The sequence below is a fragment of the Streptomyces sp. ATCC 21386 genome, from assembly GCF_018728545.1.
Lineage (GTDB): Bacteria > Actinomycetota > Actinomycetes > Streptomycetales > Streptomycetaceae > Streptomyces.
Genome location: NZ_JAAVVL010000001.1, coordinates 2,511,311 through 2,534,231 on the forward strand (window position 1 = coordinate 2,511,311; position 22,921 = coordinate 2,534,231).

The 22,921-nt window shown below is 72.2% G+C and carries 18 protein-coding genes; 8 read left to right on the forward strand and 10 right to left on the reverse strand.

Annotated elements, in window-relative coordinates; translation table 11 throughout:
- Positions 1-77 precede the first annotated feature (77 nt).
- Both GWK25_RS11010 and GWK25_RS11015 read right to left on the reverse strand, forming a co-directional pair.
- Complete coding sequence (locus GWK25_RS11010) at positions 78-896, reverse strand: PaaX family transcriptional regulator C-terminal domain-containing protein (protein ID WP_215449623.1); 819 nt, start codon at positions 894-896, stop codon at positions 78-80.
- Positions 897-911: 15 nt separating this feature from the next.
- Positions 912-2,573 (reverse strand): AMP-binding protein, encoded by a 1,662-nt coding sequence (locus GWK25_RS11015; protein ID WP_215449624.1) that lies wholly within the window; start codon positions 2,571-2,573, stop codon positions 912-914.
- A gap of 176 nt (positions 2,574-2,749) precedes the next feature.
- Between GWK25_RS11015 and GWK25_RS11020 the strand changes: the two genes are divergently transcribed.
- Entirely contained in the window at positions 2,750-3,889 is a 1,140-nt protein-coding gene (locus tag GWK25_RS11020) for an acyl-CoA dehydrogenase family protein (protein ID WP_215449625.1), read from the forward strand.
- A complete protein-coding gene (locus GWK25_RS11025; RefSeq protein WP_215449626.1) occupies positions 3,886-4,284 on the forward strand; it encodes a RidA family protein in 399 nt (132 codons plus the stop codon). The genes GWK25_RS11020 and GWK25_RS11025 overlap by 4 nt, the downstream gene beginning before the upstream one ends.
- Before the next feature lie 43 nt (positions 4,285-4,327).
- Here the strand turns inward: GWK25_RS11025 and GWK25_RS11030 are convergent, their stop codons facing one another.
- The gene (locus GWK25_RS11030) at positions 4,328-4,516 is read right to left on the reverse strand and encodes a DUF5999 family protein (protein ID WP_184900388.1); all 189 of its coding nucleotides are present in this window, start codon (positions 4,514-4,516) and stop codon (positions 4,328-4,330) included.
- 311 nt (positions 4,517-4,827) lie between these two features.
- On the opposite strand from GWK25_RS11030, the gene GWK25_RS11035 reads away from it, so the two are divergent.
- Positions 4,828-5,277, forward strand: a complete 450-nt coding sequence (locus tag GWK25_RS11035) for a DUF6299 family protein (protein WP_215449627.1) — start codon at positions 4,828-4,830, stop codon at positions 5,275-5,277.
- 97 nt (positions 5,278-5,374) lie between these two features.
- On the opposite strand, the gene GWK25_RS11040 is transcribed toward GWK25_RS11035, so the two are convergent.
- The 6 genes from GWK25_RS11040 to GWK25_RS11065 all read right to left on the reverse strand — a co-directional run bounded on the left by GWK25_RS11040 (position 5,375) and on the right by GWK25_RS11065 (position 12,870).
- On the reverse strand, positions 5,375-6,196 hold the full coding sequence (locus GWK25_RS11040; protein WP_215449628.1) for a carbonic anhydrase: 822 nt from the start codon (positions 6,194-6,196) through the stop codon (positions 5,375-5,377).
- Positions 6,197-6,372: 176 nt separating this feature from the next.
- Positions 6,373-7,041: a class F sortase gene (locus GWK25_RS11045; protein ID WP_215449629.1), complete on the reverse strand. Its 669-nt coding sequence runs from the start codon at positions 7,039-7,041 to the stop codon at positions 6,373-6,375.
- Positions 7,042-7,216: 175 nt separating this feature from the next.
- Entirely contained in the window at positions 7,217-7,765 is a 549-nt protein-coding gene (locus tag GWK25_RS11050; protein WP_215449630.1) for a hypothetical protein, read from the reverse strand.
- A gap of 112 nt (positions 7,766-7,877) precedes the next feature.
- Positions 7,878-8,873, reverse strand: coding sequence for a methylmalonyl Co-A mutase-associated GTPase MeaB (meaB, locus tag GWK25_RS11055; RefSeq protein WP_215449631.1), 996 nt, complete (start codon positions 8,871-8,873; stop codon positions 7,878-7,880).
- The gene (gene scpA, locus GWK25_RS11060; protein ID WP_215449632.1) at positions 8,870-11,062 is read right to left on the reverse strand and encodes a methylmalonyl-CoA mutase; all 2,193 of its coding nucleotides are present in this window, start codon (positions 11,060-11,062) and stop codon (positions 8,870-8,872) included. The genes meaB and scpA overlap by 4 nt, the downstream gene beginning before the upstream one ends.
- Positions 11,062-12,870 carry a methylmalonyl-CoA mutase subunit beta gene (locus GWK25_RS11065; protein WP_215449633.1) on the reverse strand — a complete coding sequence of 603 codons (1,809 nt, stop codon included), beginning with the start codon at positions 12,868-12,870 and terminating at the stop codon, positions 11,062-11,064. The genes scpA and GWK25_RS11065 overlap by 1 nt, the downstream gene beginning before the upstream one ends.
- A gap of 225 nt (positions 12,871-13,095) precedes the next feature.
- Here GWK25_RS11065 and GWK25_RS11070 point away from each other — a divergent pair, with 225 nt between their 5' ends.
- From GWK25_RS11070 to GWK25_RS11085, 4 genes are all read left to right on the forward strand, one after another.
- A complete protein-coding gene (locus GWK25_RS11070) occupies positions 13,096-13,320 on the forward strand; it encodes a heavy-metal-associated domain-containing protein (RefSeq protein ID WP_215449634.1) in 225 nt (74 codons plus the stop codon).
- A 137-nt stretch (positions 13,321-13,457) separates the two neighbouring features.
- The gene (locus tag GWK25_RS11075) at positions 13,458-13,967 is read left to right on the forward strand and encodes a hypothetical protein (RefSeq protein WP_215449635.1); all 510 of its coding nucleotides are present in this window, start codon (positions 13,458-13,460) and stop codon (positions 13,965-13,967) included.
- A gap of 101 nt (positions 13,968-14,068) precedes the next feature.
- Positions 14,069-15,583, forward strand: coding sequence for a flotillin family protein (locus GWK25_RS11080; RefSeq protein WP_215449636.1), 1,515 nt, complete (start codon positions 14,069-14,071; stop codon positions 15,581-15,583).
- A gap of 412 nt (positions 15,584-15,995) precedes the next feature.
- Positions 15,996-17,249, forward strand: a complete 1,254-nt coding sequence (locus tag GWK25_RS11085) for a cation:proton antiporter (RefSeq protein WP_215449637.1) — start codon at positions 15,996-15,998, stop codon at positions 17,247-17,249.
- A gap of 314 nt (positions 17,250-17,563) precedes the next feature.
- Here GWK25_RS11085 and GWK25_RS11090 read toward each other — a convergent pair whose 3' ends face one another.
- Complete coding sequence (locus GWK25_RS11090) at positions 17,564-21,217, reverse strand: LamG-like jellyroll fold domain-containing protein (RefSeq protein ID WP_215449638.1); 3,654 nt, start codon at positions 21,215-21,217, stop codon at positions 17,564-17,566.
- Between the two features lie 601 nt (positions 21,218-21,818).
- On the opposite strand from GWK25_RS11090, the gene GWK25_RS11095 reads away from it, so the two are divergent.
- Positions 21,819-22,841: a LacI family DNA-binding transcriptional regulator gene (locus tag GWK25_RS11095; protein WP_215449639.1), complete on the forward strand. Its 1,023-nt coding sequence runs from the start codon at positions 21,819-21,821 to the stop codon at positions 22,839-22,841.
- Positions 22,842-22,921: the final 80 nt, after the last annotated feature.

Sequence of the window (22,921 nt, forward strand, 5' to 3'; positions counted from 1 at the left end):
GATGGTAAGTAAAGAATATGAGAAGACCGAAGTGAGAACCTGAGGGTTCCCTGAGTGAACGAAGCTGTGCCAGGTTTTTACGATCCGGTGGTCACGAACACGGCTCCGGCGTCCCTCAGCCGCCCGTGCAGTGCGCGGAACACGGCCGCCGAGCGCACCCCCGGCCAGTCGGCGGGCAGCAGTTCGGCGGGCAGCCCGGGGTCGACGTACGGCAGATGGCGCCAGGAGTCCAGGGCCAGCAGATAGTCGCGGTACGCCTCCTCCGGCCGGGTCTCCTCGTGCCGCTCCCAGGCGTGCAGCACGGGCGCGTGCCGGTCGAGGAACGCCTCGTGCTGCTTGGCGATCCCGGCCAGGTCCCACCACCGCGCCACCGCCTCGGTGGTCGCCGCGAACCCCAGGTGCTCGCCCCGGAACAGGTCCACGTACGGGTCGAGCCGCAGCCGGGTCAGGGTGTGCCGGGTCTCCTCGTACAGCCGGGCGGGCGCGATCCACACGCCCGGTGCCGCCGTGCCGAAGCCGAGCCCGGCCAGCCGGGAGCGCAGCACGTGCCGCTTCTGCCGCTCCGACTCCGGCACCGAGAACACGGCCAGCACCCAGCCCTCGTCCCGCTCGGGCGCCGTCGCGTAGATCCGCCGGTCGCCGTCCTCCAGGAGCTGGCGCGCGTCCTGCGACAGCGCGTACCCGGCCGCCCCCGTCGCGGTGCGGGCCGGCAGCAGCAGGCCGCGGCGCTTGAGCCGGGAGACCGAGGAGCGGACGGAGGGCGCGTCGACACCGACCGCGGCGAGCAGCCGGATCAGCTCGGAGACGGGCACCGGGCCCGGCACCGAACGGCCGTAGGCGCCGTAGAAGGTGACGATGAGCGAACGTGGTGCGTGCTGTTCGGACACGTTGATCATTTTAGGTCGTCGGCATCACTGCTGGTCACCTAGGGTGCGTAGCCGGAACCGCTGAAGTTTGCCGGTCGCCGTGCGCGGCAGCGCGTCCAGGAACACGAACTCGCGCGGGCATTTGTAGGGCGCCAGCTGCGACTTGAGGAACACGCGCAGCGCCTCGCCGTCCCGGCGCGCACCCGCCGCGACCACCACATGGGCGACGACGACCTGACCGCGCGCCTCGTCAGGTCGTCCCACCACCGCCGTCTCCACCACGTCCGGATGGCGCATCAGCGCCTCCTCCACCTCGGGACCCGCGATGTTGTACCCGGCCGAGATGATCATGTCGTCGGCGCGCGCGACATAGCGGAAGTACCCGTCGGGCTCGCGGACGTAGGTGTCCCCCGTGACGTTCCAGCCGTCGCGTACGTACTCCCGCTGCCGCTCGTCCGCCAGATAACGGCACCCGACCGGGCCGCGCACCGCGAGCAGTCCCCGCTGTCCGTCGGGCACCGGCCTGCCCCTCACGTCCTGCACCCGTGCCCGCCATCCGGGCACCGGCACGCCCGTCCGCCCCGGCCGTACGGCGTCGTCGGCCGCCGAGATGAAGATGTGCAGCAGCTCGGTCGCGCCGATACCGTTGATGATCCGCAGCCCGGTCCGCTCGTGCCAGGCCCGCCAGGTGGCCTCCGGCAGGTTCTCGCCCGCCGACACGCACCGCCTGAGCGACGAGAGGTCGTACCGCTCGACCCCGGCCGAACCGGTTTCGCCGGCCGAACCGGCCTCCCCTGCCGGCCCGTTCAGCTCGCCCAGCATCGCCCGGTAGGCGGTCGGCGCGGTGAACAGCACCGACACCCGGTGCTCGGAGATCGCCGGCAGCAACTGCCTCGGGCCCGCCTGTTCGAGCAGCAGGGCACTGGCGCCGGCCCGCATCGGGAAGACGACGAGACCGCCGAGACCGAACGTGAAACCGAGCGGCGGGGACCCGGTGAACACGTCGTCGGCCCTGGGCCGCAGCACGTGCCGGGAGAAGGTGTCCGCGATCGCCAGCAGGTCCCGGTGGAAGTGCACGCATCCCTTGGGGCGCCCGGTCGTCCCGGAGGTGAACGCGATCAGTGCCACGTCCTCGGCCGCCGTGCCCACCGCCTCGTACGGGCCGCGGGCCCCGTTCGCCGACGGCAGTTCGAGCAGGTCGTCGGGCCCGCCCCCGCCGAAGGTCGTGACCCTCAGCCCCGGGACGTCCGCCTTCACGAGGTCGTCCACGTGCCGCAGGTCGCACAGTGCGAAGGACACCCGCGCCAGCTCGCAGATCGTCGCCAGTTCCTGCGGCCGCTGCTGCGCCAGTACGGTCACCGCGACCGCCCCCGCCTTGAGCACGGCGAGCCAGCACGCGGCCAGCAGGGGTGTGGTGGGGCCGCGCAGCAGGACCCGGTTGCCGGGGACCACCCCGAGGTCGGTCGTGAGGGCGTGCGCGATCCGGTCGACACGGTCCCGGAGTTCGCCGTACGTCCAGCTCTCCCCGGCGGGCGTGCGGAACACGGGCCGCTCGGCCTCGCCGCCGTCGAGCAGTTCGGCGGCGGCGTTCAGCCGGTCCGGATACCGCAGCTCGGGAAGGTCGAAGGACAGCTCGGGCCACTGGTCCGGTGGCGGGAGACAGTCCCGGGCGAAGGTGTCGACATGGGCGGTGACCCTGGAGTTCATGACGTTCGCCCCCTGCTGTGTCCCTGCTGCTGTGGTCCCTGCCGAAGTGGGCTCGCACGGAGTGCCGGACTGGCTGGCGTGGGTGGGCTCGCATCAGCGAGCGTATCGCCTTGGTGACGGCAGTCAACAGTTCGCGATAACCTCGGCGGTGGCCCCCAGGTGAGAAGGGACGGGCAATGACCGCATTCTCGCTCGAACCATCACAACTCGCCTGGCGCGCCGAGCTGCGCGCACTGGCCGTCGAGCGCCTGCGCCCCCTGGCCGACAAGGGCGAGCCCGGCCACGTCAACCGCCCCCTCGTCGCCGAACTCGGCCGACTGGGGCTGCTCTCCCGGCTGTTCACCTCGGGGGCGCTCGACCTGTGCCTGATGCGCGAGTCACTGGCGTACGTCTGCACCGAGGCCGAGACGGCCCTCGCCCTCCAGGGGCTGGGCGCCCACCCGGTGCACGCCCACGGCACCGACACGCAGCGGGCCCGCTGGCTGCCCCGGGTGAGCGACGGCGACGCGATCGCGGCCTTCGCGCTCAGCGAGCCGGGCGCCGGATCGGACGCGGCCGCCCTCTCCCTGCGCGCGGAACCCGACGGCCCCGGCCGCTGGCGGCTCACCGGCGAGAAGTGCTGGATCTCCAACGCCCCCGAGGCCGACCTCTACACCGTCTTCGCCCGCACCGCCCCGGACGCGGGCTCCCGTGGCGTGACCGCCTTCCTGCTCCCGGCCGACCGTCCCGGCCTCACCGGCACCCCCCTCGACATGCTCTCGCCGCACCCCATCGGCGCCCTGAGCCTCGACGCCGTCCCCGTCACCGCCGACGACGTCCTCGGCACACCCGACCAGGGTTTCCGGGTCGCCATGGCCACCCTCAACCTCTTCCGCCCGAGCGTCGGCGCCTTCGCGGTCGGCATGGCCGAGGCCGCCGTGGACGCCACCCTCGCGCACACCGCCGGGCGGGACGCCTTCGGCGGCAAGCTGCGGGACCTCCAGAGCGTCTCCCACCAGGTCGCCGAGATGGCACTGCGCACGGAGGCCGCCCGGCTCATGGTCTACGCGGCGGCGACGGCGTACGACGCGGGGGACCCGGAGGTGCCGCGCCGGTCCGCGATGGCGAAGCTGCTGGCCACCGAGACGGCTCAGTACGTCGTCGACGCGGCCGTCCAGCTGCACGGCGCGCGGGCGCTGCGGCGCGGCCATCTGCTCGAACACCTCTACCGTGAGGTGCGGGCGCCACGCATCTACGAAGGGGCGAGCGAGGTGCAACGGACGGTCATCGCCAGGGAGTTGTACCGGCGGACCGGGGCCGAGGGGAGGCCGACATGAGCGCCGAGCGGGTGAACCCGGCCGGGCTGTCGCCCCCCACCGGCTTCTCCCACGCCGTCGTCGCCACCGGGAGCCGGGTCGTGTTCCTGGCGGGCCAGACCGCGCTCGACGCGGACGGCAAGATCGTGGGGGAGACACTGGAGGAGCAGTTCGAGCAGGCCCTGGGCAATCTGCTGGCGGCACTGGAGGCCGCCGGCGGTGCGCCGGCCGACCTCGCCCGGGTCACGGTCTATGCGACGGACGTCGCCGACTATCGGCGCCACGCCCCCCAACTGGGCCGAATCTGGCGGCGGTTGGCGGGCCGGGACTATCCCGCGATGGCGGTCGTCGGTGTCGTACGGCTCTGGGACGAGAGGGCGTGGGTGGAGCTGGACGGCTTCGCTGTCCTGCCGTAACCCCGAGGTCGAGGCTGAGGCCCGGACCCCGGCGCGGTGGGTGTCAGGCCGCGACCGCGAGCCGGCTCGGCGCGACGATGCTGCCGTCGGGCAGGATCTCGCCGGTGTCGTCGAAGACGATCGCCCCGTTGCACAGCAGGTTCCAGCCCTGCTCGGGGTGGAAGGCGACGACGCGCGCGGCGTCACGGTCGGAGCGGTCGGCCGAGGGGCACAGGGGCTGGTGTGAACACATGGCGCGCCTCCACGTCGTGGTGAGTGCCGGCGGTGCGTCACCGCCTCGCACTACAGACCATGCCCGCGCCCGCAACTCATCGCCACACCCTCGCGGGAGACGTGACAGCACCCGGACGTGCCGTGACAGGACGCGGACATAACCATGGGCGCGCGGGGCGCACCCGGTGGTGGGGCAGGCGGAACCGGTAGTGAGGACGGGTGAACCGACGCGCCGACGAAGGGGTGATGATCGCACGATCGGAGTGGTGCGGCCGGTACCTCTGGATCCCCTGTGGATCCCCGCCGGATCCCGTCCAAGGAGGTTCTCCCATGCCCTCGTCCCCGGCCTTCGCGCGCGTCCCCCGGCTGCTCGGCGCGGCCGCCGGCGCCGCGCTGCTGGTGCTCGCCGCCGCCCCGTCCGCCGGCGCCACGACCGAACCGTTCGAGACGGTGACCATCGACCCCACCGGGGTCGTGGCCCCCGACGGCACCCTGACCCTGTCCGGCACCTACCGCTGCCTCGGCGGCAACGGCCCTGTCTTCGTCTCGTCCTCGCTCCAGCAGGGCGAGAGCCACGTCCGCAAGGGCGTCGGCGGCACCTCGGCGGTCTGCGACGGCGCCGACCACACGTGGACCCACACGGACAAGGCCGCCCCGGGCCGCTTCCGGCCCGGCCCCGCCCGGGTGGAGGCCACCGTCACGGAGCTCTCCGGCGGCGGCCTGCCGCTGCCCAGGTTCCACGCCGTCCGGCAGCAGGACATCACCCTCGTCGAGGGCTGAGCGGCCGGGCGCACACGGCCCGGCGACAGCACGACACGCGAAGGCGGCTCCGGTGCCGGGGGGTGCACCGGAGCCGCCTTCCCCTGCCAGGGCCCGCTTACTTGAGCAGGTGCACCCGCTGGGTCGTCAGGTCGTAGCGGGCGCCGACGACGGCCACCTCGCCCGCCTTCAGCTTGGCGGCGATGTCCTCGTCGGCCTTCAGCTTGGAGCGGACGAGCCGGACGTTCGCGTCGATGGTCGCCGCGACCCGGGCGTCACCGGTCACGCTGTGGTCGATCGCCGGAGCGATCTCGTCCGCGATGTACTGGATGCCGCTCGGCAGTTCCTCGCCGCTCTCGTCCACCGCGACGGCCGCCTTCACCGCGCCGCAGGACTGGTGACCGAGCACCACGACCAGCGGGATCTTCAGTTCGAGGACGCCGTACTTGACGCTGCCGAGCACGGACCGGTCCAGCACCTCGCCCGCGCTGCGCACGGTCATCAGGTCGCCGAGGCCCTGGTCGAAGACCAGCTCCGGGGGGACCCTGGAGTCGATGCAGCCGAGAACCAGGGCGAAGGGCTGCTGACCGGTCGTCAGCGCCTTGCGCACGGCGTAGTCCTCGTCGGGGTGCTGCTCGTGGAAGGTCCGCCAGCGGCGGTTGCCCTTCGACAGCTCCTTCAGCGCCTCCTCCGCCGTCTTCGGCCGCGGACGGGTGGGGGTGGACTGCGCGGGGTTGGCGCGGGAGGAGCGGGAGACAGGCTCGGCGTCGGCCGGGAAGGCGCCGACCGCGAGGCCGCCGCCGAGGACGGCCGTGCCCGCCAGTGCCGCGCGCAGGAGTGAGCGTCGGCCGCGCGGCTTTGCGTGGGATATCGGGGCGTCCGCGCCGGTGGCGGTCGCCTCGGTGCTGTCGCCTCTGTGGGGTGTTGCGTCAGGGTTCACGGGCAGGAACGTACGTCCGACCTAAACGCTCAAACGTTCAAGTTGCGCAATCATGGACGTGCGTTGATCAATCATGGCCGTCCCTTGAACCGCTCTTGGTCACTTCGGGAATGGGTTTTTGGACAGCCGTCTCCTGGTGTTCGCCCGGGGCGTGGGAGCTCTCCTGCCGCGTGCCCTCAGGTCCGGTGCGCGAAGACCACCAGATTCTCCGTGTAGTCCATGACCTTGCGGTCGTACTCGCCGGCGCAGGTGATCAGCCGGACCTCGGGGCGGGCCGCGTCGGCGTACACGCGCTTGTCGGGGAAGTCGTCCTTCTCGAACGTCTCCAGGGCGTCGACCACGAAGGACACCCTGCTCCCGTCGGAGCGCGCGACGTGGAAGATGTCCCCCTTCTCCAGTTCGCCGAGCCCCGCGAAGACCGCCGGTGAGGTCGCGGTGTCGACATGGCCGGCGATGATCGAGGTGCCCTTCTCGCCGGGCGCGGCACCCTCGGCGTGCCAGCCGACGAGGTTCACGTCGTCGGCGGGCGGGGCTTCGAGCTGCCCGGAGCGGCCGACGGAGAGGGGCACGAAGGGGGCGCTCACCTGGATCTTGGGGATGAGCAGCCGGACCGGCCTGGCCCGGGGCGGCTGCCGGCGCCGGTCCGCCGGTCGCTCGACGGGCGCGGCCCGCTCGCCGGGGGAGGCGGGTGCGGCCTGCGGGGCGTGCCGGGCGCCCGGCGGGCGGGAGGTGTCGGACGAGGAGTCCTCGCCGCCGAACAGGCTCACCGCCAGGATCAACAGGACCACGGCGCACAGCACGGTCAGATTGACGCGGGCGCCGGGGGGAGAGGAGTGGGCTGCCATCAGAACCACCTCACAGGTACGGCAGCAGAGCGAAGCTGACGGAGGAACGGGCGGGCCCCGTACGCCGGGAACGTCGGCCGGGGCCCGCACGCGGGGAACGCCGGCCGGGCCGCCACACGTCACACGGCGTGGCGGCCCGGCCGCTATCGGGCCAGGTATCGCGCCCGGCATGGGCTCAGGCCACGCTTCCGGCGGTCTTCTTGCGGCGCAGGGCGTACAGGCCCGTACCGGCCACCGCGAGGACCGCCATCCCGCCCGCGGTCACCGCCGGCGCGGCGAGCGCGCCGCCACCGGTGTGCATCCCGCCGCGCGGCTTGTCGTGGTCGCCCTTCCAGGCTCCCGCGTCCTCGCCGTCCTTCCAGGAACCCTTGTCGTGCTCGTCCTTCCACGACTCCTTGTCGTTCCCGCCCTTCCACGAGTCCTTGGCGTGGTCGCCGTTCCAGGACTCCTTGGTGGACTCCTCCTCCTTGTCGTAGCCCCCGGCGCCGGGCCTGCCGGACCGCTCGGAGTTCCACTCCTCCCCGCCCGCCGGCGAGGTCAGCGCACCGCCACCCGTGTGAACCCCGCCGCGCGGGCCGTCGTGGCTGCTGTCCTTGTGGTGCTCCTTGCTGTAGCCATTGTCCTTGTGCTCCCACTCGTCACCGTCGGCGTACGCGCCGGGAGCGGTGACGGCGAGGGCGGCGGCCGCCGCCCCGGTGACGAGCAGCATGCGGGCAGAACGCATCTGATGGTCCTTCCGCCGGCAGCCGGGCAGCTGGTGCTTCGTCAGCTGACTTGACCCGACCCCGACGTGATCCACCGTCAGCCGGATCGCACTCCACCACCACTCGGGGCGCTCAGCCGGGTGAACCGGGGAAGCGGTCCCCGAAGGCCTCCAGAATGCGTTCGGCGGCCAGTGTCGCCGTCAACTCGCCGTCCCTCACCCGTTGTTCGAGGGCGGGCGCGACGGAGCGGACACCGGGGTGGGTGCGCAGCCGGTCGAGGAGCTCGTCGCGGACCATCGACCAGGTCCAGTCGATCTGCTGGTCCCGGCGCTTGGCGGTGAGCCGGCCGGTGGAGTCGAGGAGCGTGCGGTGCTGTTCCAGGCGCTCCCAGACGGCGTCCAGTCCGGTCGACTCGCGGGCGCTGCAGCTCAGCACCGGCGGCGTCCAGACGGCGTCCTTCCCGTGCATCAGCCGCAGGGCACCCGCCAGCTCCCGTGCCGCCGTCCGGGCGTCACGCTCGTGCGGGCCGTCCGCCTTGTTGACCGCGAGCACGTCGGCCAGTTCCAGGACCCCCTTCTTGATGCCCTGGAGCTGGTCGCCGGTACGGGCGAGGGTGAGGAGCAGGAAGGAGTCGACCATGTTCGCGACCGCCGTCTCGGACTGGCCGACCCCCACCGTCTCCACCAGCACCACGTCGTAGCCGGCCGCCTCCATCACCACCATCGACTCACGGGTGGCCTTGGCGACACCGCCGAGCGTCCCGGCCGTCGGCGAGGGCCGGACGAAGGCCGCCGGGTCGACGGCCAGCCGCTCCATCCGGGTCTTGTCGCCGAGGATCGAACCGCCCGTACGGCTCGACGACGGGTCCACCGCCAGCACCGCCACCCGGTGCCCGAGCGAGGTCAGCATCGTGCCGAACGCGTCGATGAACGTGGACTTGCCGACGCCCGGCACCCCGCTGACCCCGATCCGCCGGGCCCGGCCGCTGTGCGGCAGCAGCGCGGTCAGCAGTTCCTGGGCCAGGGCCCGGTGCTGGGGCCGGGTGGACTCGACGAGGGTGATGGCGCGGGCGACGATCGCCCGCTTCCCGTCGAGCACACCCTTGGCATAGGCGTCGACATCGATCACAGGTCGTGCCCGAGATCGTCCGACAGACGCTTCACCAGGTCGAACGCCGCGTCCGGGATCACCGTCCCGGGCGGGAAGACGGCCGCCGCGCCCATCCGCAGGAGCGTGGGCACGTCCTGAGGCGGGATCACCCCGCCGACCACGATCATGATGTCCTCGCGCCCCTCCTCGGCCAGCTGCTCCTTCAGCGCCGGTACGAGGGTGAGGTGCCCGGCGGCCAGCGACGACACCCCGACGATGTGCACGTCCGCCTCGACGGCCTGGCGGGCCACCTCGGCCGGGGTCTGGAACAGCGGGCCGACGTCCACGTCGAAGCCGAGGTCGGCGAACGCGGTCGCGATCACCTTCTGGCCCCGGTCGTGGCCGTCCTGGCCCATCTTGGCGACCAGGATGCGCGGCCGGCGGCCCTCGGCCTCCGCGAAGGACTCCACCAGGCTCCGGGTGCGCTCCACGTTCGGGGACTCACCTGCTTCGTTGCGGTACACGCCGGAGATCGTACGGATCTGGCTCGCGTGCCGGCCGTAGACCTTCTCCAGGGCGTCGGAGATCTCGCCGACGGTGGCCTTGGCGCGGGCCGCGCGCACCGCCAGCTCCAGCAGGTTGCCCTCGCCGCCGGCCGCCCGGGTGAGGGCGTCGAGGGCGTCCCGGCAGGCGGTCTCGTCGCGTTCCGCGCGCAGCCGCCGCAGCTTCTCGATCTGCTGGGCCCGCACGGAGGAGTTGTCGACCTTGAGCACGTCGATCTGCTCGTCGCTGTCGACCCGGTACTTGTTGACGCCGATGACGGGCTGCCGCCCGGAGTCGATCCGCGCCTGGGTGCGGGCGGCGGCCTCCTCGATGCGCAGCTTGGGGATGCCCGCGTCGATGGCCTTGGCCATGCCGCCCGCCGCCTCGACCTCCTGGATGTGCTGCCAGGCCCGGCGGGCGAGGTCGTACGTCAGCTTCTCCACGTAGGCGCTGCCGCCCCACGGGTCGATGACCCGGGTGGTGCCGGACTCCTGCTGGATGAGGAGCTGGGTGTTGCGGGCGATACGGGCGGAGAAGTCGGTCGGCAGGGCCAGGGCCTCGTCCAGGGCGTTGGTGTGCAGCGACTGGGTGTGGCCCTGGGTGGCCGCCATCGCCTCCACGCAGGTGCGCGTGACGTTGTTGAAGACGTCCTGCGCGGTCAACGACCAGCCCGAGGTCTGCGAGTGGGTGCGCAGGGAAAGGGACTTGGTGTTCTTCGGGTCGAACTGCTTCACCAGCTTCGCCCACAGCAGGCGGGCCGCGCGCAGCTTGGCGACCTCCATGAAGAAGTTCATGCCGATCGCCCAGAAGAACGACAGCCGGGGCGCGAACGCGTCCACGTCCAGGCCGGCCTCCCGGCCCGCACGGATGTACTCCACCCCGTCCGCGAGCGTGTACGCCAGCTCCAGGTCGGCCGTCGCACCCGCCTCCTGGATGTGGTAGCCGGAGATCGAGATGGAGTTGTAGCGCGGCATCTTCTGCGAGGTGAAGGCGAAGATGTCGGAGATGATCCGCATCGACGGCTTCGGCGGATAGATGTAGGTGTTGCGGACCATGAACTCCTTGAGGATGTCGTTCTGGATGGTCCCGGCCAGCTTCTCGGGCGGCACGCCCTGTTCCTCGGCCGCCACGATGTAGAGCGCGAGCACGGGCAGCACCGCGCCGTTCATCGTCATCGACACGGTCATCCTGTCCAGCGGGATGCCGTCGAAGAGCTGCCGCATGTCGAGGATCGAGTCGATCGCCACGCCCGCCATGCCGACGTCACCGGTCACCCGCGGGTGGTCGCTGTCGTAGCCCCGGTGGGTGGGCAGGTCGAAGGCGACGGACAGGCCCTTCTGACCGGCCGCCAGGTTGCGGCGGTAGAAGGCGTTGGACTCCTCCGCGGTGGAGAAACCCGCGTACTGGCGGATCGTCCAGGGCTGGTTGACGTACATCGTCGGGTACGGGCCGCGCAGATACGGGGCCATGCCCGGGTAGGTGCCCAGGAAGTCCAGGCCCTCCAGGTCCTGCCCGGTGTAGAGCGGCTTGACCGGGATGCCCTCCGGGGTCTCCCACAGCGGATGGTCACCGCCGGCCGCCTTCTCGACCGCCGTGCGCCACTCGTCGGCGCCGCCGTCGACGGACGGGGAGCCCAGCTCGATCCCGGTGAAGTCGGGGACGGAGGGGCCGGAAGGGGCGGTCATCAGGACACTCCCATGCGGTCGAGGGCGGCGGTCAGGACGGCCACGGCGTCGCAGCCCGCGAAGACGTACGCGTCGACGTCGGCGTACTGCCCGGGGCGCCCGGCGAGGAAGACGTGCGAGGCGCCGGCGGCCTTCAGCCCGGCCGCCTCGGTCGCGGCCCGCTCCTCGTACAGGGCGTCGCTGGAGCACAGGCACGCCTCGCCGGCGCCGCTCTCCTCGAACGTGCCCTCGGTGACGGGCTCGATGCCGCCCGCCTGGAAGAGGTTGGCGGCGAAGGTGAGCCGGGCGGTGTGGGCGGCGGCCGGGCCGAGGGCGGCCAGGTAGATCCGGGGGCGGGAGCCCGTCGCGGCGAGGTGGGCGTCCGAGCGGGCCCGCAGCGCCTCGTAAGTCTCGTCGCGGGTGACGCGCGGCAGACCGCCGGACGGCGGCTCGGGCGCGGGTCGGCGGACGACCGGCTTCTCCGCCAGGTGCGGGAACTCGCTGACGCCGGTGACGGGTTCGCGGCGCTTGGCGAGCCTGCCGGTGCGGGCCTCCCAGGTGTCGGCGAGGTCGCGGCCGAGGTCCCCCGAGCGCAACGCGGCCGCCTGACCGCCGAGTCTCTCGATCCGCTGGAAGAACTCCCAGCCCGCGTGGGCGAGTTCGTCGGTGAGGCGCTCCACGTACCAGGAGCCGCCCGCCGGGTCGATCACCCGGGCGAGGTGGGACTCCTCGATGAGGATCGTGGAGGTGTTGCGGGCGATGCGTCGCGCGAACGCGTCCGGCAGGCCCAGCGCGTGGTCGAACGGCAGCACGGTGACGGAGTCGGCGCCGCCCGCGCCTGCGGCCAGCGTGGCGATGGTCGTGCGCAGCATGTTCACCCACGGGTCGCGGCGCGTCATCATCACCGTCGAGGTCACCGCGTGCTGGGTCTGTGCCCCGGCGGCGGGCGCCCCGCACACCTCGGCGACCCGGGCCCAGAGCCGGCGCGCGGCGCGCAGTTTGGCGATCGTCAGGAACTGGTCGGCGGTGGCCGCGTAGCGGAACTCCAGCTGCGCACAGGCCTGTTCGACGCTCAGCCCGGCCCCGGTCAGCTCCCGCAGATACGCGACACCGGTGGCGAGCGAGGCGCCCAGCTCCTGCGCCGCCGAGCCGCCGGCCTCGTGGTACGGCAGGGCGTCCACGGTCAGGGCCCGCAGCCCCGGGTACTCCTCGGCGCACCGCCGCGCGAGGTCGACGACGGGCGCGCTGTCGTAGGTCTGTCCGGTGCGGGCCTCGTGGCCGAGGGGATCCGCGCCCAGGTTGCCGCGCGCCGCCGCCCCGGTGAGGCCCCGCTCGGCGTACAGCCGCAGCAACTCCCGTGCGGCGGGCTCCACTTCGGCGCCCGCGTCGAGGACGACGGGGGCGAGGTCGAGGTGGACGCCGTCGAGGATCCGGCCGAGCGACGCCACCGGGGCGCCGCCCTCGCCGAGCACCAGCCACAGGGAGGTGACGCCGTTCTCCAGGTCCGTGAGCACCGCCTCGCCGTCCGCCGCGGTGTGCCGCTGGCGTACGTCCCAGCCGCCGACGGTGTTGCCGGCGGCCCTGCCTCCTCGTACGAAGGGCGCGAAGCCGGGGTGGCCGGAGGGGGGCGCGGTGTCGTGCGCGGTGTAGAGAGGACGGGTGCGCAGCCCGTCCTCCAGCGCGGTGGACAGGGCTTCCTCGGCCTGAGCACCCTCGACGTCCTTGCCCGACTTGCGCAGCACGCCCGCAACGAGGCGCTGCCACTGCTCGTGGGTTGCGTCAGGGAACTCGGCGGCCAGCTCAAGCCCGTCGTCAGGCAGGACCGTCATGCTCGGATGTTAGGCCACGTTAACTAACGAGCAGCAGTGGTCGCGGCTGTGACCTTGCCCTCTCCGGACGCACGGTTTGAAGGGCGGCGGACCGGGACGGGACAGCGGCAGGCGGTGACGGCTGAACGGCTGAACGTGCTGAGGGCGTGCGCCGTACCTCGTGCCACGCGGCCCGTGCGCCCCCTCGGCGCGGTCACCGGGCCGACCGAGGACAGGAGCGACCCCATGGCCGAGAGGTACTTCACCGTGTCCGGCATGAGCTGTGGCCACTGTGCCGCGAGTGTCACCGAGGAGGTCGCCGCGGTGCCCGGCGTCACCGAGGTCGATGTCGACGTACGCGCCGGCCTGGTGATCGTACGGGGGGAGACGGTCGACGACGCGGCGGTGCGTACGGCGATCGTCGAGGCCGGCTACGAGGTCGCGGAGGTCGTGCGCCGGGCGGCGGCCTGAGCCGCCCCAGCCTGTCGTGGCGGAAGGGAAAGGCGCGGGAACATTGCCGGAACACTGCAATGAAACGTTCCCCCTGCCCGTGTGAGGATCCCTTCGAGCCGGAGATCGGCGGCGGGGCGGGAAGGGGGACGGCGCGTATGGCCTGGTTCTTCGGACTCGGCGTCACGGGGGTCGTGCTGCTCACCCTGGCGCTGGTCTTCGACGGGGTGCTGGAGGGCGCGTTCGACGGCGCGCCCGCCGGCGCCCTGGAGGGGTGGCTGTCGTTGCCGGTCGTCGCCGGGTTCCTGGCGGCGACCGGCTTCGGCGGGGTCCTCGCGACCGAACTGCTGAACGCGGGGCCCGTGCTCGCCACCGGCTGCGGTGCTGTCGTCGGAGCCGGTGCGGCCTGGCTGACGTACCGATTCGGCCGGGTTCTGACGCGCGATCGTACGGGCGTCGCACCCAGGGGGTCCGACCTGGTGGGCACCGCGGGCAAGGTGGTGACCGCCATTCCGGCGGACGGGTTCGGCGAGGTGCTGCTGCGGCTCGCCGGGCAGCCGGTGAAGCTCGCGGCGGTCAGTACGGTGCCGCTCGCCCGGGGCGTCGAGGTGTGGGTGGAGGCGGCGCCGACGGCCACGTCGGTCGTGGTGCGCCCCGTGGACCGCTGAGGGTTCCTTCGCCGGCAGTCCCCTCGCTCTTCCCTTCGTTCTCTTCGTTCCCTTCTCTTTCCTTTCTGCTTCTTCATTCGTGTGATTCGGGGGAGTTCGTCATGAGTCCTGTTCTCTTCGCGGTGTCGGGAATCGTCGTGCTGGTGGTGCTGCTGGGGCTCGTCCTGGTCTCCCGCTACAAGGTGGCGGGTCCCAGCGAGGCGTTCATCGTCACCGGCCGGCGCGGCAAGCAGGCCACCGATCCGGAGACCGGGCGGGTGTTCACCGACAACAGCGGGCAGAAGGTCGTGGTCGGCGGCGGGGTGTTCGTCGTGCCGTTCGTGCAGCAGCGGTTCACCCTGGACCTGTCCTCGCGGCACATCCCGGTGGCGGTGCGCGGCGCGGTCACGCTGCGCGGGATCAAGGCGCACCTCGAAGGGGTCGCCATCGTCAAGGTCGGCGGCACCGAGGACTCCATCCGGGCCGCCGCCCAGCGGTTCCTGATGCAGCAGGACGGCATCGTCGGCTTCACCCAGGAGGTGCTCTCGGGCGCGCTGCGGGCCATCGTCGGCCGGATGTCGGTGGAGGACGTCATCCGTGACCGGGCGGCGTTCGCCGGTCAGGTCGCCGAGGAGGCGGAGGCCAGTCTGTCGGGGCAGGGCCTGGTGCTGGACGCCTTCCAGATCCAGGACATCACCACCGAGGGCTCCTATCTGGAGGACCTCGGCCGTCCGGAGGCCGCGCGCGCCAAGCAGGAGGCGGACATCGCCGAGGCGGTGGCCCGGCGTGCCGCCGAGCAGGCCCGGCTGAAGGCCGAGGAAGAGATCGCGGTCGCCCAGCGGACCTTCTACCTGAAGCAGGCCGAGATCAAGGCCGAGACGGACTCCGCCGCCGCCCAGGCCAACGCGGCCGGGCCCCTCGCCGAGGCCGCGCGACAGCAGGACATTCTCACCCAGCAGGAGAAGGTGGCCGAACGGCAGGCCGCTTTGAAGGACCGTCAGCTCGACACGGAGGTCCGCAAGCCCGCCGACGCGCAGCGCTACGCGGCCGAACAGGAGGCCGAGGCCCGGCGGGTGGCCCGGGTCAAGCAGGCCGAGGCCGAGCGGCTGGCGGAGATCGCGGGTGCGCAGGCGGAGGCCGAGCGGGCCCGGCTGACCGGTGAGGGCGAGAAGCAGCGGCGTACCGCGCTGGCCGAGGCCGAGGCCGTCGAGGGCCTCAGGCAGGGCGAGTCGGAGCGGGCGCGGCGGGCGGCGATCGCGGAGGCGGTCCGGCTGGAGGGCGAGGCGGAGGCGGCGGCGATCCACGCCAAGGGCGCGGCCGAGGCGGAGGCGATGCGGCAGAAGGCCGACGCGTTCGGGCGGTACGGCGACGCGGCGGTCCTGCAGATGCTGGTCGAGGTGCTGCCCCAGGTGGTCGCCAAGGCGTCCGAACCGCTCGCGGCGGTGGACAAGATGACGGTCATCTCCACCGACGGCGCCGCCCGCATCCCGCGCGCGGTCGCCGACAACGTCGCCCAGGGGCTCGAACTTCTCGGCTCGACCACGGGAGTCGACCTCGCGGAACTCCTGAAGGGTGTGACCCGGGAGAAGGCGGCGGCGCGGGCCGGTGAGAACGGCAAGGTCGAGATCGGCGAGTGACGGAACGAGTCCGTCGTGAAGGGAAATGGGCGGCGCTTTACTGATTGTGTGATTTCACCATTTCGGATTGCGCTAGACTCCCTTACCTGGCGCCTGCGCTCTGTTGAGCGCCGATTTGCTCATTCGTTCGAGTGGTGCCGGTGATGTCGGTGGTGCGCCGACGGCGTGCAAGGGGGGCGTGACATGGGTCGATTCATCCGCGTGCGCGTCCTCAACGCCGCTCGTGACGCCGTTCCCGATACCGGCCACGCCGCGGGCCTGAGCTGACACCCCGCGTACCGACGCCCCCTCCGCCGCGGCGGAGGGGGCTCCCGGCCTGCCTCGCGCGCCCGCGCATCCCCGCCCGCACCCGAACTCTCTCCCCCCAGGCACAGACGCCGTCACCGCACTCGTCACCGGAGGACAGACGCCCGTGCATCACACCACAGCCATGCTCATCGAACTCGGGGCGATCATCCTCGCCCTGGGCATGCTGGGCCGCCTCGCCGGACGGGTGGGCTTCTCGCCCATTCCCCTCTACCTGCTCGCCGGACTCGCCTTCGGGCACGGCGGACTCCTCCCGCTGCAGGCCAGCGAGGAGTTCGTCGCCACCGGCGCCGAGATAGGCGTCATCCTGCTGCTGCTCCTGCTCGGCCTCGAGTACAGCGCCTCCGAACTCGTCACCAACCTCAAGTCCCAATACCCCTCCGGCGCGGTCGACTTCGTTCTCAACGCCGCCCCCGGCGCCGCGATGGCGCTGCTGCTCGGCTGGGGCCCGGTCGCCGCCGTCGCCCTGGCCGGCGTCACCTGGATCTCCTCCTCCGGCGTCATCGCCAAGGTCCTCGGCGATCTGCGACGACTCGGCAACCGCGAGACCCCGGTCGTGCTGAGCATCCTCGTCCTCGAAGACCTCTCGATGGCCGTGTACCTGCCGATCCTCACCGCCCTGCTCGCCGGGGTGAGCCTGGCGGGCGGCACCCTGACCCTGCTGATCGCCCTGGGCACGGTGGGCGCGGTCCTCTATGTCGCCCTGCGCCACGGCCGGTTGATCAGCCGGGCGGTCTCCTCGGACAACGCCGAGATGCTCCTCCTGGTCGTCCTCGGTCTCACCCTCGTCGTCGCCGGGATCGCCCAGCACCTCCAGGTCTCGGCCGCCGTGGGCGCGTTCCTGGTCGGCATCGCGCTGTCCGGCGAGGTCGCCGAGGGGGCCAGCAGCATCCTGACCCCGCTGCGGGACCTCTTCGCCGCCGTCTTCTTCGTCTTCTTCGGCCTGCACACCGACCCCGCCGACATCCCGCCCGTCCTCCTCCCGGCCCTCGCGCTGGCCGCCGTCACCACCCTGACGAAGATCGCCACCGGGTACTGGGCCGCGCGCCGGGCCGGGATCTCCGCCAAGGGGCGGTGGCGCGCGGGCGGAACCCTGGTCGCCCGGGGCGAGTTCTCCATCGTCATCGCCGGACTCGCCGTCGGGGTCGAGCCCCGCGTGGGGCCCCTCGCGACGGCGTACGTGCTCCTCCTGGTCGTCGTCGGGCCGCTCACCGCGCGCTGGACCGAACCAGTCGCCGTCCGGCTCACCCGCCGCCGTGCGGGTGCCGGTGCCGCTGCCGGGCGCCGGGAAACACCGGCGGCCCAGCCCGAGTCGGGCGCGGATGCCGCCAGTGAGGCCGCCGTGCACGCGAACGCCTGAGAGTGTGTGCGGGTTCGGTGGGGCTGGTCGCGCAGTTCCCCGCGCCCCTGAAAAGGCGGGCTGCGCCCCTGCCTTTTCGGACCGGGAGGACCGTGGGCCCCGGGAGGACCGCGGGCCCGCAGGATGCGAGGAACCGCGGTCATCGGCGCCCGCCTCCTCGACCGGCCGACCAGACCCCTGAGTCCGACGGAGGCGGCACCCTGGCCACGCCCGCGTCCCTGTCTCCCCCGCCGGACCGGAGCGCTGTCAGGTGCCGCTCGCGGCCGCCCGACGCAGAGCCACGCACGGCGAAGCGCCCCGGTCCTCCCCTCGTCTCAGCGCACCTCCCGCGCGTACGGCGCGACCGTGATGCGGTCGATCAGCGGGGCGAGACGGGAGCGGAGCAGCACACCGGGGAAGGTGTCCGAGGCGTAGGTCTCGCCGTCGAAGTTCGGGAGTTCCTCGGAGCGGAAGGTGATCGTGTTCTGCCCCTTCCTCAGGTGGACGGGGACGGTCAGCTCCCAGAAGTTGTTCTGGTGGAAGGTGTGCGGGAAGGTGACCCGCCGCGTCTCGCCGCCGTTGACGGCGAGGTCGGCATGGCGGACGAGCGGATCCGGGTTGTAGTGGGTGGCCGGCGACTGCTCCGGGTTGGAGTAGCGGACGCGCAGGGCGTGGGTGCCCGCCCGGTCCGCGGTGACGGTGAACGTGGCGGTGTTGCCGTTGCCCGGGTCGCCGCCGATCCCGGTGATCGCGGTGCCGCCCGTGGCCAGGGAGAGGGAGTCGAGCGCGGCCGAGCCGCGGAGCTCGGCGTCCTTCCCCTCGTACGTACGCGTCGGGAGCGTGCCCTCGGTCGGAGTGACCGTGAGACGGTCGACGAGCGTGGTGGACGAACTCCCGGTCACCGTGACCTTGTTGACGCCGCCGGAGAGGGAGACCGCGACGCTGTTACGGCCCTGGTCCAGCCGCAGGACGTCCTGGCCGTTGACGGAGAGCCGGGCGCCCGAGCCCTTCAGGGTGTCGATCCTGAGGGTGGCCTCACGATCGGCGGGCGAGTACACCCAGAACGTGGCGGTCCCCTTCTTCGGGAGCCGGGCCGCGCCCGAACCGGTGGCCGCCCGCTTCGGCAGGTCGTACACGGGACGTGCCCCGCCGCCCAGCCAGGCGAGTTCGCCCTCGTACACCCGCGTACGGGCGGAGGCGTCCGGCAGGGAGAGGGTCAGCCGGTCGACGATGGCGTCGCCCCGGGTGACGCGTTCGCCGTCGGCGCTCCGTGCGGCGAGCGTCAGCGTGTGCCTGCCCTTGGTCAGGTGGACCGTGGTGTCGGTGTGGTCCCACACCACCCACTTGTAACCCAGCGGCAGATACAGCTCCTGCTCTCCGTCCGCCTCGCCGTCGACCCGGAGGAAGACGTTGGTCGGGCCCTGCTCCTTCACCTTGTCGAAGGTGTTGAGGGAGTTGGCGAACACGCTCAGGTCGTAGGTGCCGTCCTCGGGCACGTCCACGGTGAAGTCGAGCGTCAGGTCCGAACCGGTGCGCAGGCCGCCGACGTCGTAGCCGCCGGAGGTGTAGAACTTCGACACGTCGCGGGGTGAGCCCTCGGGGCCGTTCTTCGAGTAGCCGGACCCGGTGTGGGCGGCGTCCTCGGCCTCGTACGACTGCTGCCAGCGCGTGGGCGCGTCCTGGGTGGCCTTCGCCTTCCCGGCGGGGCTGAGGACGATCTCGTACGCCGAGGACTCCTTCAGCGTCGGCAGGGTGCCGTCGCCGAAGTCGACGGAGACCGTGCCGTCCTCGGAGACCTTCAGGTTCGTCTCCGTGAGCAGCTTCGGGCCGGGGCTGTCGCCGAGCTGCCCGCTCCACTCGATCTCGCGCACCCAGGCGTGGACGTTCTCGCCGAAGATCTTCTTCGGGACGCCGGCGAAGGTGATGTGGCCCTTGCTGGTGGAGCCGCCGAAGATCAGCCGGGCCTGCTTCTTCCTCTCGTCGAGCGTGCCGACGCCCTGCATGGTGTAGTTCTCGCCGGGGAACGGCGGGTCCACCTCGACCGTGTGCCCGCTCATCGAGGCATACGCGTTGAGCAGCCACCACTGGCCGTTGCCGCGGTTGGACTGCACGGCGGAGTCGGAGAGGTTGCCGTCGATGTTCCAGTAGGCGATGTCGGCGTCCACCTTGGACTCCTCGATCGCGGAGACCCACTGGATCATCTGGCCGGGCACCGAGGTGTGGTAGTTGAACGCGTACTCGTTGATGTTGATGGGCAGTTCGGTACCCTCACGGGCGGTGCCCCGGAACAGGTCCTTCTCCCAGCCCCGGTACGTGGCGACGCTGTCGCGCACAGCCTCCGGGTGGCTGAGCTCGTGCCAGGTGACGACATCGGGGAGCGTGTCGGCGGCCAGGGCGTGCGCCATGAAGCCCTTCACCTGGTCGTAGAGGATGCTGGTGTTGGGGCCCGCGATCCGGGCGTCCGGCATCCTCTCCTTGATCAGCTTGTACGCGGAGTCCCAGGCGGCGAGGAAGTCGTCGGGGTCGTCGAGCCAGCTGACCCGGTTGTAGCTCCACTCCCCGGTGCCGAACATGTTGCCCTCGGGTTCGTTGAACGGCACGAAGACGATGTTGTCCTGGTACTGCTCGGGCAGTCGGAGCACCTGGTCGACCTGCTTGGCGATCTTCTGCTCGTAGAGTTCGAGCTTCTCGGCCGGGGTGCCGCCCGGCCACTGGTACGGGAAGCCGCGGTGGATGTCGGTCATGTAGATGTACACATCGCCGTCGGTGGAGTCCGCCAGCGGCTTCACCACCTCCAGCGCGTCGGCGCCCGGGTGCTGCGGGCCGTCCTGCGCCTTGGTGGAGACCGTGCGCAGGCCCATGCCCTCGATGAGGTTGTTGGTCGGCACGTCCGGTCCGTACACGCCGTAGAGCGTGCCGGAGGCGCCGCCGTGGAACGCGCCGGTGTCCGAGGCGAGGTCGACGGTGAGCTGACCCTCCCGGACCACGGCGACCGTCGCCTGCACGCTCCGTCCGGCCGCGCGCCCGGCCACCGTGAACGTGCCGGGCCGGGCGTACTTCTCCTCGGGCACGGCGTCCCAGACGATCGGCGTGTCACGGTCGTAGCCGTCGGAGTACGAGGAGCGGACCGAGTCGGGCAGGGACGGAGCGGTCCCGGTCGCGGTGCGCACGTCGAAGGACGTCCGCGACAAGGACTGGAGGGTGGGGGCGTCGCCGACCACGGCCGCCACCTGCTCGGCGCTCAGAGCCGAGTGCCACACGGTGAAGTCGTCGATCGCGCCCTTGAGCAGTGGGTCCGGCCAGAAGGACTTGCCGATGTAACCGGCGGCGGTCGCCGAGCTGTTCAGCAGCTCCCTGGCCTTGACGGCGGTCTTCGCGGAGGAGACGGCCACGCCGTCGAGGTAGGTGGTGACCCGCCGGGCGGCGGTGTCGAGGGTGACCGTGACCGTCCGCCAGGCGCCGGCGGGGAGCGCCGCGTACCCGGAGAGCTGGGCCTCCGCGCCTCCGCCGTCGGTGGTCACGGCGGTGCGCAGCGCCCCGCCGTTGTGGGACGGGGTGGTGAAGAGGTACTTCGTGGTGTCGGTGCCCAGGTCGAAGATCCGCTGCCAGGCCGACTTGTCGTCGCCCCACTTCACACGGGCGGACACCGTCAGGTCGGTCGCGTCGCCGACCACCGCGCGGGGCAGGCGCACGTAGGCGCCGTCGGAGGTGGGTGCTCCGCCGGGCAGGGCGAGCGCCCTGCCGCCGCCCGTGCCCTCGACGGACCGCGCCGTGGAGCCGTTGACGAGGTTCGCCGTCAGACCGTTGCCGGAGACGTCCGTGATCGTCCCGGACGTGAGGTCGTCCTCGTCGAAGGTGTAGCGGGCCGTGGGCTCGGGCGCGTCGGCGGCCTGGGCGGGGACGGCCGGCGCGACCAGCACGCCCGCGCCGAGGGCCAGAGCCACGGCGGCCGGGGCCCGGCGCCGGGCCGATCTGTCAGCGGATGGCATGGAGTGCGTCCTCGATCCTGTGAGTGACGGGTCCCGGTCGGCCCGTCGCCCCGGCCCGGCTGTCCGTTCCGGGTGCCGTGGTCGGCGAGGCGGCTGGGTCGGAGGTGGCGGCGTGGGGACTGGGCGGCGGCGATGCGGAAGGGGCGACGACGTGGAAGGGGCGGCGGTGCGACTGGTGGCGGTGACGCGGAATCTGGGACGGCGATGCGGAATCGGTTCGATCACCCGCGCCACGGAGCCGGGCCGACCGACCGAGGTGGCCGTGGCGGTGCCCCGCCCACCAGGGACTGTGCGGGGCGAGGCACCGGCTGCCGGAAGGATCACTTCGTCGAACCGGTTCGCTGGAAGCTAGCACCGGAGAAATCGCGCAGCAATACCCCCGACACGAGCGAAGCCGCGGGGATCGAGGATCGTCCGGATCGCCGCGCTACGACGAGAAGTCCTCGATCGAGGTGTTGACAGCCGCCCCGCCCGTTCCTACCTTCACTTCACGCGAACCGGTTCGACGACCGGACCTCGTGCTCTTCACAGTCCACCGTCCCAGCGGCTCGGAAGCTTCGCCTCCGCGGAGTGCCGAACCGGTTCGATCAAGGAGTTCTCCGTGAACATCGGTGAGATCGCCCGGCGGGCCGGTGTCTCGCGGAGCACCGTGTCCTACGCGCTCAGCGGCAAGCGCCCCGTGTCCGACGACACCCGCCGGAAGATCCAGCAGGTCATCGACGAGCTGGGCTACCGGCCCAACGCCAGTGCCAGGGCCCTGGCCAACGGGCGGACCAGCACGATCGGCCTGGTCTTCCCGCCGGCCGGCAACCACTACACGGGCATGCAGCTGGACTTCATCGGCAGCGTGGTGGAGGCCGCCGCGGCCCACGACTACGACGTACTGCTGTCACCCAGCGGCGTCGACAGCGACCGTTCCTTCCAGCGGCTGCTGGGGGAGCGGCGGGTCGACGGCGCGATCCTGATGGAGATCAGACTGGAGGACGACCGGGTCGATCACCTGGCCGCCCTCGGCTTCCCCTCCGTCGCCATCGGCCGCACCGCGCGGCCGGAGGGCGGCTGGTGGGTGGGGCTCGACCACACCGCGCTGGCGGAGGCGTGCGTCCACCACCTCGCCGACCTCGGACACCGCAGGGTCGCCTTCGTCAACCGGCCCGAGCAGCTTCTGCGGGCCGGATACGAGTCCGCGCAACGGGGGCTGGACGGCTTCACCAAGGCCGCCGCCGAGCGCGGGCTGACCGTGCGGACGTACACCTGCGGGGACGACGCCGCCTCCGGGCAGGCGTGCCTGGAGCGGATCCTGCGGGACGACCCGGCGACCACGGGCCTGGTCACCCTGAACGAGGCGGCGCTGGGCGGCCTCTACCGGGGGCTGGCCCGGTCCGGCCGCCATGTGCCGCGCGACTTCTCCGTCACCGGGGTCGTGGCCTCCCGATGGGCGGAGACGGTGACCCCGCAGCTCACCGCGGCGGACGTACCGGCGGCGGAGATGGGCCGCCTCGCGGTCGACCTCCTCGTCGAGCGGCTGGACGACCTCGACGCGCCGCCCCGGAACCACCTGCTCGTACCGCCGATCTCGCTGCGGGCCAGCACCGGCCCCGCGGGCGGCGGAACCGCCTCCTAGCCGCCACCCCTCCCGCACGTCCTCCTTCTGCCGGCCGTCACCCCTCTCACTCTTCCTCCTCCTCACAGTCGTCACCCGCC

Coding starts and splice junctions, on each gene's coding strand:
- GWK25_RS11025 (WP_215449626.1), top strand. CDS start 3,886: ATGAGCGCCGAGCGGGTGAACCCGGCCGGGCTGTCGCCCCCCACCGGC.
- GWK25_RS11030 (WP_184900388.1), bottom strand. CDS start 4,516: ATGTGTTCACACCAGCCCCTGTGCCCCTCGGCCGACCGCTCCGACCGT.
- GWK25_RS11035 (WP_215449627.1), top strand. CDS start 4,828: ATGCCCTCGTCCCCGGCCTTCGCGCGCGTCCCCCGGCTGCTCGGCGCG.
- GWK25_RS11045 (WP_215449629.1), bottom strand. CDS start 7,041: ATGGCAGCCCACTCCTCTCCCCCCGGCGCCCGCGTCAATCTGACCGTG.
- GWK25_RS11015 (WP_215449624.1), bottom strand. CDS start 2,573: ATGAACTCCAGGGTCACCGCCCATGTCGACACCTTCGCCCGGGACTGT.
- GWK25_RS11065 (WP_215449633.1), bottom strand. CDS start 12,870: ATGACGGTCCTGCCTGACGACGGGCTTGAGCTGGCCGCCGAGTTCCCT.
- GWK25_RS11080 (WP_215449636.1), top strand. CDS start 14,069: ATGAGTCCTGTTCTCTTCGCGGTGTCGGGAATCGTCGTGCTGGTGGTG.
- GWK25_RS11090 (WP_215449638.1), bottom strand. CDS start 21,217: ATGCCATCCGCTGACAGATCGGCCCGGCGCCGGGCCCCGGCCGCCGTG.
- GWK25_RS11075 (WP_215449635.1), top strand. CDS start 13,458: ATGGCCTGGTTCTTCGGACTCGGCGTCACGGGGGTCGTGCTGCTCACC.
- GWK25_RS11020 (WP_215449625.1), top strand. CDS start 2,750: ATGACCGCATTCTCGCTCGAACCATCACAACTCGCCTGGCGCGCCGAG.
- GWK25_RS11050 (WP_215449630.1), bottom strand. CDS start 7,765: ATGCGTTCTGCCCGCATGCTGCTCGTCACCGGGGCGGCGGCCGCCGCC.
- GWK25_RS11010 (WP_215449623.1), bottom strand. CDS start 896: ATGATCAACGTGTCCGAACAGCACGCACCACGTTCGCTCATCGTCACC.
- scpA (WP_215449632.1), bottom strand. CDS start 11,062: ATGACCGCCCCTTCCGGCCCCTCCGTCCCCGACTTCACCGGGATCGAG.
- GWK25_RS11070 (WP_215449634.1), top strand. CDS start 13,096: ATGGCCGAGAGGTACTTCACCGTGTCCGGCATGAGCTGTGGCCACTGT.